9 protein-coding genes are annotated in these 10,844 nt (G+C 47.1%); 7 read left to right on the top strand and 2 right to left on the bottom strand.

Features of this window, described 5'->3' with window-relative positions:
* Nucleotides 1-102: 102 nt before the first annotated feature.
* Both purD and purH read right to left on the bottom strand, forming a co-directional pair.
* Nucleotides 103-1,392 (bottom strand): phosphoribosylamine--glycine ligase, encoded by a 1,290-nt coding sequence (purD, locus tag AB4486_RS22455; RefSeq protein ID WP_017062702.1) that lies wholly within the window; start codon nucleotides 1,390-1,392, stop codon nucleotides 103-105.
* A 325-nt stretch (nucleotides 1,393-1,717) separates the two neighbouring features.
* Nucleotides 1,718-3,325, bottom strand: a complete 1,608-nt coding sequence (purH, locus tag AB4486_RS22460; protein WP_372118667.1) for a bifunctional phosphoribosylaminoimidazolecarboxamide formyltransferase/IMP cyclohydrolase — start codon at nucleotides 3,323-3,325, stop codon at nucleotides 1,718-1,720.
* A gap of 325 nt (nucleotides 3,326-3,650) precedes the next feature.
* Here purH and zntR point away from each other — a divergent pair, with 325 nt between their 5' ends.
* From zntR to AB4486_RS22495, 7 genes are all read left to right on the top strand, one after another.
* The gene (gene zntR / locus AB4486_RS22465) at nucleotides 3,651-4,091 is read left to right on the top strand and encodes a Zn(2+)-responsive transcriptional regulator (protein ID WP_017062704.1); all 441 of its coding nucleotides are present in this window, start codon (nucleotides 3,651-3,653) and stop codon (nucleotides 4,089-4,091) included.
* Nucleotides 4,092-4,523: 432 nt separating this feature from the next.
* Nucleotides 4,524-5,750 carry a tyrosine-type recombinase/integrase gene (locus tag AB4486_RS22470; protein WP_372118671.1) on the top strand — a complete coding sequence of 409 codons (1,227 nt, stop codon included), beginning with the start codon at nucleotides 4,524-4,526 and terminating at the stop codon, nucleotides 5,748-5,750.
* Between the two features lie 155 nt (nucleotides 5,751-5,905).
* On the top strand, nucleotides 5,906-6,082 hold the full coding sequence (locus AB4486_RS22475) for a helix-turn-helix transcriptional regulator (protein ID WP_372118673.1): 177 nt from the start codon (nucleotides 5,906-5,908) through the stop codon (nucleotides 6,080-6,082).
* Nucleotides 6,083-6,087: 5 nt separating this feature from the next.
* Nucleotides 6,088-6,537 (top strand): hypothetical protein, encoded by a 450-nt coding sequence (locus AB4486_RS22480; RefSeq protein WP_372118675.1) that lies wholly within the window; start codon nucleotides 6,088-6,090, stop codon nucleotides 6,535-6,537.
* Between the two features lie 67 nt (nucleotides 6,538-6,604).
* A complete protein-coding gene (locus AB4486_RS22485) occupies nucleotides 6,605-9,136 on the top strand; it encodes a YfjI family protein (protein WP_372118677.1) in 2,532 nt (843 codons plus the stop codon).
* A 152-nt stretch (nucleotides 9,137-9,288) separates the two neighbouring features.
* Nucleotides 9,289-9,723, top strand: coding sequence for a ProQ/FINO family protein (locus AB4486_RS22490; protein ID WP_372118680.1), 435 nt, complete (start codon nucleotides 9,289-9,291; stop codon nucleotides 9,721-9,723).
* Nucleotides 9,724-9,842: 119 nt separating this feature from the next.
* Nucleotides 9,843-10,256, top strand: coding sequence for a hypothetical protein (locus AB4486_RS22495; RefSeq protein ID WP_372118683.1), 414 nt, complete (start codon nucleotides 9,843-9,845; stop codon nucleotides 10,254-10,256).
* The last annotated feature ends 588 nt before the right edge of the window (nucleotides 10,257-10,844 follow it).

The following is a 10,844-nucleotide window of genomic DNA, read 5'->3' on the forward strand; positions in this document are numbered from 1 at the left end:
GCTTTAACTGATCGGCATTAGCCTATTGAGGCGCCTTTTTCTGTTATTCACTTGCTGTCATTTGCTTACTGTTATTGGAAAGTAAGCGAGCAACAAGATTGTTTACTGCTCTTGTTCGCGCGCAATCGCACGGTAACCAATATCATTGCGGTGGAACATACCATTCCAGCTAACTTGCTTCGTCAACGCGTAAGCGCGCTCTTGAGCCTCAGAAACCGTATTGCCCAGTGCTGTTGCACAAAGTACACGACCGCCGTTTGTCACAACGTCGCCAGCTTCATTATTTGTCGTACCCGCGTGGAAAACCTTTTGGCCTTCAACTTCGCTTGTTGGTAGTGAAATAACGTCACCTTTTGCGTAGTCAGCAGGGTAACCGCCAGCCGCAAGAACAACACCGATAGAAGCGCGTGGATCCCACTTCGATTCTGCTTCGTCGAGCTTCTCGTCGATAGCCATTAGGCAAAGTTCAACAAGGTCTGACTCCATACGCATCATGATAGGTTGCGTTTCAGGGTCGCCAAAGCGGCAGTTGTATTCGATAACTTTAGGTGTGCCGTCAGCATCGATCATTAGGCCAGCGTAAAGGAAACCTGTGTAAGGTGCGCCTTCTGCGTCCATACCACGTACCGTTGGGTAGATAACTTCCTCAAGGATACGGTTGTGGATTTCTGGAGTTACAACCGGCGCAGGAGAGTAAGCACCCATGCCGCCCGTGTTTGGCCCAGTGTCTTTGTCGCCAACACGTTTGTGATCTTGGCTGGTGGCCATAGGAAGCACGCTAGAGCCGTCAACCATTACGATGAAGCTTGCTTCTTCGCCTTCGAGGAACTCTTCGATAACAACGCGGCTGCCTGCTTCGCCAAAGGCGTTGCCCGCTAGCATGTCTTTGATTGCGTCTTCTGCTTCTTCAAGGGTCATCGCAACGATAACGCCTTTACCTGCCGCAAGACCGTCAGCTTTCACTACGATAGGAGCGCCTTGCTCGCGAACGTAAGCGATAGCTGGCTCAATCTCAGTGAAGTTTGAGTAGTAACCTGTTGGGATATCATGACGAGCTAGGAAGTCTTTAGTGAATGCTTTAGAGCCTTCAAGCTGTGCTGCAGCTTGAGTAGGGCCGAAGATTGGCAAACCTACTTCGCGGAATGCATCAACCACACCGATAACCAATGGTGCTTCAGGGCCCACGATAGTCAGTTCGATTTTTTTATCTTGAGCAAACGCGACTAAACCAGCGATGTCTTCAACGCCGATGTTTACGTTCTCTAGTTTTGGCTCAAGTGCAGTACCTGCGTTACCTGGAGCGATGAATACCGTTTCAACATTTGGGTTTTGTGCCGCTTTCCAACCCAAAGCATGTTCTCTACCGCCAGCACCAATAATAAGTACATTCATGTTTTAAAATCCTTATAGCTGCTTCAGAGCCTTTATTTCTGTGTCAAACATGCTCACTTATGGTCATAAGCTCCGCGTGTTTTCCTTGAACTAAAGTCACTGACTTGCTCTACGTATTTCAAATATCGGAATATTTAAAAAACAAAATTATAAGTCTTGCTCAAAGTAGTTGGTGCTTACGTCATTCAACTATTTGAGGTCTCTTTAAATCAGTGGGAGCGCTAACAAGGCGACAAGCGAGCTTATCCCTATGAGCATAGCTCGCTATGTGATTAGGTAAGCGAGCGTAGTCAACGCAGTTACCGCCCCAATGATGACAAGAGAATTAGTGGCGGAAGTGACGCATGCCCGTAAAGATCATCGCCATGCCGTGTTCGTCTGCTGCTGCGATAACTTCGTCATCACGCATAGAGCCGCCCGGTTGAATAACACACTTGATGCCAGCTTCTGCTGCCGCGTCGATACCGTCACGGAATGGGAAGAATGCATCCGATGCCATTACACAACCTTCAACCTGTAGGCCTTCGTCTGCCGCTTTGATGCCTGCGATTTTCGCAGAGTAAACGCGGCTCATTTGGCCTGCGCCCACACCAATCGTCATGTCGCCTTTCGAGTAAACAATCGCGTTAGATTTAACGTACTTCGCTACTTTCCAGCAGAACAATGCATCTTTCATCTCTTCAGCAGTAGGTTGGCGCTTAGAAACCACTTTCAGGTCATCTTCAGACACCATGCCTTGGTCGCGGTCTTGAACTAGCAAACCACCGTTAACGCGTTTAACGTCAAAGCCAGTTGTCTTAGTTGTCCACTCGCCACACTCAAGTAGACGAAGGTTTTTCTTAGCCGCTACGATTTCTACTGCTTCAGCAGAAACTGATGGAGCAATGATAACTTCAACGAATTGACGCTCAGTGATAGCCGTTGCTGTTGCAGCGTCTAGCTCACGGTTGAAAGCAATGATGCCGCCAAATGCAGAAGTTGGGTCTGTTTTGAATGCACGGTCGTAAGCTTCTAGGATGTCTTCACCTAGTGCAACACCACATGGGTTAGCGTGCTTAACGATCACACATGCTGGCTGGTCGAACTCTTTCACACACTCAAGTGCTGCGTCGGTGTCAGCGATGTTGTTGTAAGAAAGGGCTTTACCTTGAATCTGGCGAGCTGTAGAAACTGATGCTTCTTCAGGGTTTGCTTCAACGTAGAATGCGGCTGCCTGGTGGCTGTTCTCACCGTAGCGCATGTCTTGCTTTTTCTCGAACTGTTGGTTGAACGTGCGAGGGAATTTGCTCTTGTTTTCAGGAGAAGGTTCGTCACCTTCTTTGTTCTCACCGTAAGATGGAACCATAGTGCCGAAGTAGTTTGCGATCATGCCGTCGTAAGAAGCGGTGTGCTCGAATGCTGCGATAGCGAGGTCGAAGCGAGTCTCTAGTGTTAGAGATTTATCGTTCGTGTCCATTTCAGCGACAACGCGCTCGTAGTCGTGTGCGTTAACAACGATCGTTACGTCTTTGTGGTTTTTCGCTGCAGAGCGAACCATTGTAGGGCCGCCGATGTCGATGTTCTCAACAGCATCAGCAAGGGTACAACCTTCTTTAGCAACGGTTTCTGCGAATGGGTATAGGTTTACAACAACCATATCGATAGGGTTGATACCGTGAGTTTCCATCACGTCATCATCTTGGCCACGACGGCCTAGAACACCACCATGAACTTTTGGGTGCAGAGTCTTAACACGGCCATCCATCATTTCTGGGAAACCAGTGTAGTCAGATACTTCTGTAACAGAGATGCCTTTTTCAGCAAGCAGGCGAGCAGTGCCACCGGTAGATAGGATATCTACACCGCGGTTAGCAAGAGCTTGTGCAAATTCAACGATACCAGTTTTGTCTGATACGCTGATTAGAGCGCGGCGAATTGGACGAGCGTTATTCATGCTTCCATCTTCCTCAAATTCATGGGGTTAAAATAAAGATATTTGCCAAAAAAGAACTTGTTTCTATCTTCTTAGCGTGGATTATCTTAGATACCAGTAAGAGATAAAATATTGGCCAGTTTTGGTAAAGACCTTTTGGGTTAGTCTTATGATTAAGCTATAAGATAACCAACTCCAAATTTGATGGCGCAGATTCTAACTAATTTATTACAAAAAAGCTCGCGCAATCGTTTGGCATCTCAAAATTAATTATGAAAAGTGCCATTTCAGCCTGAAAAGTAACGATAAGGTTAATTGTGGAATGGACGAAACAGTAGGAAAAAACATGTTTCAGATCGGTGAATTAGCGAAGCGATGCGGTGTGACAGCCGATACCTTGCGATTTTATGAGAAGAATAACCTGATCGCGCCAGCCAGTCGCAGTGACTCGGGTTATCGCCTATATGATGAAAATAACCAGAAACAGGTGACGTTTATTCTCAAATCTAAAGCGTTGGGGCTGAGTTTGGACGAGATTAAAGAATTGCTTGAGATTCGCCTCGAGGCCACACAGCACAGTTGCGCTGAAGTGAAGTCGATTACCTCAGCAAAGCTAGAGATGATTGATGAGAAGATTACCGAGTTAACTAAGATTCGCACCGCACTTAAAAAGATTAATGATGCGTGTTGTGGTCACGTAGACGATGATGCAAGCCATTGTTCGATTCTAGCAGCCTTGGACTCAGCAAACGTCGACAAAGGTCGCTGCTGTCGCACTGGAGAGTAATCAGCGACTATCACGGATCGACAAGCCAAAAAAAAGCCAAACTCAACAATGAGCTTGGCTTTCAATTCAATAAATTACGAAAGAACGATTAGTTCATGCCGTATTCTCCATGTACTTATAACGTCTTATCTAATTGGCGCTTACTTTACTAATTCTAATGCCTTATACCATAAGGCTTGGTGAGCGCTCTTATCTAATTGTGTCCATATTTGTCTTAATATATCCTTGCTTGTCTAAACGCTATTAAGGGTAGCTATTGGGGTGTTTTTTGGTGTTGTCTATTTTTGATTTACACGCACATACGCACACGCTTTAGAGGTGAACATTTTCCCGTTTTTACCGTTTTTAAAGCCCTTTTTTATAGTTACGCACACGCTTTAGAGGTGAACCGCAAACCGTTTTTACCGGTTTTAAAGCAAACGAGGTGAGGCAATGGCATTAACAGATTCAAAACTGAAAAGCTTGTTGAAGGGTCACGACAATAAACGACCAACAAAGCACACAGACGGGCAAGGATTTTACGTATTGGCGCACCGCACCGGTGTTGTGACGTTCATGTTCAAATGGCATACGCCAGAACGAAAAGAGCGAAACATCAAGTTAGGTGTCTACACCGGACGTTTAGACGGGATCACATTGGCGGCAGCACGACAAAAAGCCGATCAGTGTCGCGGTTGGGTACGTGAGGGGCGTGATCCTAAGATCGAACTACAGATATTGCGCTCAAACATTCGCAACGCTGTAAGCGTCCGTGAGGCGTTAGAACATTGGTTTGATAGTTACGCAGACAAGAAGCGCAAGAACGCCGCAAAACACCGCCTACAGTTCGAGAGACACATATACCCGTATATCGGTGACTTACCCGTTGAAGAAGTAACAACCCGTCATTGGATAAAAGTATTCGAAGACATTAAGAACGGCACGCACCACAGACCGGCACCGGTCGCCGCTGGCTATATCTTCGGTAATGTTAAGCAAGCGCTGATCTATTGCCGTAAACGTCATTTCTGTACGACTCACGCGTTGGATGATTTAACGATCACTGATGTTGGAGAGAAACAAGCCAAGAAAGACCGCGTGCTGTCATGGTCGGAGATCTGCGAGTTGTGGCAGTGGACACACGACGAAAAGCACAACTGGTACTACCGACAGTTAGCGAAACTCTTGATCAGTTTTGGCGCGAGAACCCAAGAAGTGCGATTGAGCAAAATCAAAGAGTGGGATCTTAAAGCTATGGTGTGGGTTTGTCCGAAAGCGCACAGCAAGAACGACAAAGAAGTGATTCGACCAATACCAGACGGGCTAGGGGATTACATCAAGACGTTAATCGCTGAAGCACGACGTAACAAAAGCCCGTACCTATTGGGCGAACTCAAACAAGCCCCTAGCGTGTCCCTGATGGGTGGGAAGCTTCACAAACGCATGTCACATGATAAATGGAACCTTCACGACCTTAGACGCTCACTAGCAACGCATTTGAGTGATGCTGGTATAGAGCCGCACGTTATCGAAAGTCTGTTAGGTCATACGTTGGGCGGTGTCGCTGGTATCTACAACCGAAGCCAGTATTTAGAACAAAAGCGTGCCGCTTTGAACTTGTGGCAAACGAAGTTAAGCGCCACCAGCAACCCGAACGCAAACGTCGTTAACTTCAAGTGACACCTAGCCTGTCTTGGTTACTTGTCCCCTTATCTTGGAATAAAAAACTGGGTTTATTAACAGAGAGAAACCGCTTATCAAACCCGCAAATCTGAAGTTAGTATTTCCGGTGTTCAGACGAAATTAGACAAGTCCAGATATAAAAAGGCGGAAATATGACAACGAAATTAATTACCTACGCGCAGCTATGCGAACAGCTAAATCGAAACTACAAGACGATCCACGGGTGGGTGCGTGCTGGTAAATTCCCGCAGCCGGTACGACTAAACGGTAGAACTGTTGGGTGGAAGCAAGACGACGTTGAACAATGGATTGAGGAAAACGCGGGGTAACGACCATGAGCAATTTGTCACTGATTGGGATCAACGAAGAAGCGATCCCGAAGTTTGGGACACCACACCGTCAGTTATTGGAAATGTACCTTACCGGCGAATGTGTCGAAGAAGACGAGATTGTAAAAGTGTTCGGTCGTAACGTTCGCACATTGATACAAGCTTTACGCGGCGATCGTTTCAATCATTGGCGTTTCATAAGTATCTATGACAGCGACGGTGTGATTAGTGCGAGACATTTGGATCCGCGCCACTTGTCGCAAGACAGACAGCAAGACGCACTAGCAAGAGCTGAACGACGCAAGGAATTGAAATCATCATCACACAGACAGGCGATGAAAGGTGCCGCCCGTGTCGAGCGTGCGTTTGATGAGCTTCAAGCGGCGAGTAACGAACTTACCGATCTTACGTTAGGAAATAAAAAGCCCGTGAGCAAAAGCCCACAGGCCAACTAGAAAAATCGGTTAGCGGTATAGGTCGGCAAACTCAGACCACTAACCAACTTCATAAGAGATTATATTGATGAATGACCAGTTACTACAACCCCTTTTAATGACAGTGGGCGAAACTCACAGTCAGCGAAATAAATTCAACACAGACGGGCTAGACGCTTTAATTCAAAGCATGGCTACCCCGCAAGATCTGACGATGTACCCGCCGAACGACAAAGGGAAGTTGAAAGAAGCCAAAACAAAATGCGCTTGGTTCCTACCTTCAGACATTAAGACCAGTAAGAAAAAGGATGATGTTGAATCGCACAATAATTATACAGCGCTGGTGGCTGATGTGGACACGGGCAACCGTGAATTAAGCGCCATACGTGAAATCTTATCCGGTGCCAGCATCAAAGCATCATACATTTACACCACAGTAAGCAGTAAAGCCGATGATAAACGCTGGCGCGTTGTAGTGCCGATCACTGAAGGGATTGATACCGATCATTGGGTGGCACTTCAGAATTATCTTACTCACATTCTTGATGGTGATAGCTGTGTTGGTCGTACCCAACAGATCAGCTACAAACCAGCCCTGACAGTATTCAACCGTGAGTCATACGACTACCACGTTGAAGAAGGTGAACCACTAGACGTGTTTGGATCCGACTTTGCTATTGCGGCGCGTGCGTACCTTATCGAAACACTTGAGAACGAACCACCAGCATTGTCGGAGCCGCAAAAGCAGTACACCGGCAACCAGTTAAGCCCGATTGAAGCGTTTAACAACGATAACGAATGGATCGACTTACTTGTTCGTTATGGCTACACGCAACAGGGCAACCGATGGTTACACCCTGACAGTACAAGTGGCACCGCTGGCGTGTTTATCAGCTACAAGAACGACCCCAACGGGCGCTATGTTTCTTCACATGAAAGTGACCCGCTTCACGGTCATTCACACGACAAGTTTGATCTGTACGTTCAGGGCGAACACAGCGGGGATCTAGCAGCGGCCTTGAGAGTTGCTGGCGACCACTACAAGACCACTGACGGGCTAAGTATCACTAAACACAACCAGCGTGAGCACATGGCAAACCAAGAGCAAGAACGCGCTGGTGGATTGGTATGGGGTGAGCCACAACCGATCGAAGGTAAGCTATCACCCGTGGAAAAGTTCGATCCTGAACTGTTGCCGAAGTCATTACGAAACCACGTAGCCCAGCACGCGCACCTTATGGATAACGCGCCGGTAGATTACGCGGCGATCAGTGTGATGGTATGTGCTGCCGGCCTGATTGGTAATTCAATGATAATTTCCCCGAAGAAGTTCGGTGGTTGGAATGAACCCGCGATCTTGTGGGGTGGGGTAATTGGCGACCCGTCGAGCAAGAAAACCCCTAGCCTGTCTTGTGGTCTGAAGTTAATCAGACACGCACAAAACAAGGTACTCAAAGGGATCTACGCTCGTAAAATGGATGAGTACGAAATGAGCCTTGAACTTAGTGCCGAAGCAATCGCGAAACTGAACGAAGAAGCGAAAGCATTGTTCAAGTCTGGTGACAAAGAAGGTGCGTTGAAGTTGAAAGCACAAGCCCGTGAATCTGTTGTCCTTAAACCTGAATTACGCGCCCCGTTAATTAACGACGCAACTGTTGAAGCGATTCAACAATTAATGCTTAGAAACCGAACAGGGGTATTAATGTTTCGTGATGAATTGTCGGGTTTGCTGGCAACGATGGAACAACCGAACCGACAGGGTGATCGTGCGTTCCTCTTAGAAGCGTTTAATGGGTCAGGGGAATACGCTCAAAGCCGTATGGGTCGCAATGACATTAAGATTATCGATCCAACGTTGTCGCTCTTGGGGGGCATCCAACCAGCTAAAATCATCCCGTTATTGGCGAGTCGTGAAGAAGGTGGTGGCAACGACGGTATGATTGAGCGACTTACACAGATGATGGTTTACCCTGACTTTTCAGGCCTTGAATATGTCGATATTCAAGTTAATGAGTTTCATGAAATGGAAGCGAAACTTGTGTTCGAAGGTCTAGCGAGGCTTGGTGAACTCGAAGAAAAAGCTGTGTGTAAGTTCGACAAGCAAGCACAAGCGTTGTGGACTGAATACGCCACCAGCATGATCGAACGCGTTAATGGTGCCGACGGTTCTGAAAAGGCCATTCTAGGTAAAATGTCGGCCTTGTGTGCGAAGGTGGCGCTGGTATTACATGCCATTGAAGCAACGAAGGGATGGCATGAGGAAGACGCAGATCGAACCAACCTGAACACAGTAATCAAAAAGAAGACCCTAGAACGCGCAATCAAGTGGATGAGCTACTTAGAAAGCCACACAAAGCGCGTGACGACATTCTTTAAGGTGGAAGCTAACCTTGAAGCGCCGCGTTTGTTAGCTGAACGCCTAGACCGTTTTGGTTTGAGTTTCATGAAGGCTGAATTGTCTAAAAAGGATTGGCGCGGCCTAACTACTGTTGAAGCGCGTGCTGAAGCGATCGACGTGTTACTTGAACATGGTTACATTCAGGAGGTTGTTATACCGCAACAAGGTAAGGGTAAAGACAAGGTTGTTTACTACATTCACCCTAAATTCACTGACGAGTAAATTCACTGTGAACTAAAGTGAACCCAGACAGGCTAGAGATCATAAGGGTTTCTAGCCTTTTTTTGTACCAACCACCAGCCCAGACACCCCGACCAATACCCCAGTTTTTAAATCCGGTTGTCATGCTGGTGGACGTTAAAAAGGATATTCCAATGAGTAGACCAACCTTGTCGCTGAAGAAAAAAGCAACACCCGCACCACCAGCGCAACCAACGCCAAAGTCGAACAAACAAGTGCGTCGTGAAGTTGTCAGCGCCCTATTCAAACTGAAGCGTCCGTTCGCGATTGGTATCACAGAGCAATTGATCGAAGCCATGCCTGATGTTGATGTCAAACACATCAAGAGTGGTTTGGCATGCGTGTGCGGTAGTTACTCATACCTACAATGCGTAACTGATGGTAAGCAGCGTTACAACCTAGACGGCACCGAGAGCGACAGAGTGACCCACGAGGCGCGTGTCATTGCGATTGGTCGTTTAAACGCTATCAGAGCCACACACGCAGCCCAGAAAGCGAAAGACAAGGCAACACGCCAAGAGAAACACCAACAAATGCTTGATGAACACGCGCGTCGTAAAGGACTGTGAAACCCTTAGCCTGTCTTGGTGTGAATCAATACCACAGACGGGCTAGATAATTTACTGACGCATACACGCGCGTATGGTGAATAAAATATTCAAATTTAATAGCAGATAGGATCGAAACTATGAGTGAAGAAAAAGTTGCTGGCGAACAGACGCGATTCAGTAAGGATCGTCAACCGGTACGCAATGGCCGAAAGTCGCGCCGCCGAATTGCGATTGAATACATTGAACACGACGCAATGTTAGGAATATTGGAAGGTGTTGTTCGTAAGGCATTGGACGGGGATCAAGATTGTCAGTTCTTTATCTTGAACAAAGTCTTCAGTAATCCGAAGGCCGTGTTCCAAGGTGCTAGTCATGAGGCTACGAAGTTGAAGTTGGAGAATGAGCGCCTGAAATTAGAGATCGCCCACGTCAAAGACTATGGCGCAACGTTGGCCGAACTTGTTGAGCAGATCAAAGCGGGGAAACTCGAACAGGTGGCCGACAGTACGGTTGAATCAAAAGAAGTGGGTTGTCCTGAAGTACCAAACTAAAAATAAACCGACACTTACACGCGTGCGTCAGCCTCTCACACCCGCACGCGTGAGGCAGGTAATAAAATAAAGCACAAAAAATCACCCTCAAGCCCCGCCAACACTACGATCCGACCCTTAAACCGCAACCCTTAAAACACCACCGCAAAAGTGTGATCTAGCCCGCAAGCCCGTTAGTTACGGGTTTTTACGGCAAAACTCGAGTTTTCAAAAAGAAGGTAACAAGGTTACAAAGACCCACAGACCCCGCCACATAAGGGATCGGCGTGTTACCTTCACGGGGTAACAACAGGTCAACCATTGACCCTAACGGCAACAAAAAGCCGTATCTAGCGGGGAATTAACGATAGAACGGTTGGAGGCATCATCTAGCCTGTCTTGGTGTGTTGCCGTATTAAGCGGGGTGCTGGTGGACTTGTGAAGCATCTAGCCTGTCTGTGGTGTGAATCATCACGTCGATATACCAATAAGCAATGATTATGAATAGGGATTGTTGGGGTTTTTCGCATTAACAATGTGTTAACTACGATATTTAAGGGATTCCCTTTAAAAACGGTAAAAACGGTTTGCGGTTCACCTCTAAAGCGT

This window comes from Vibrio sp. 10N.222.55.C6, assembly GCF_041473395.1.
Classification (GTDB): Bacteria; Pseudomonadota; Gammaproteobacteria; order Enterobacterales; family Vibrionaceae; genus Vibrio; species Vibrio crassostreae_C.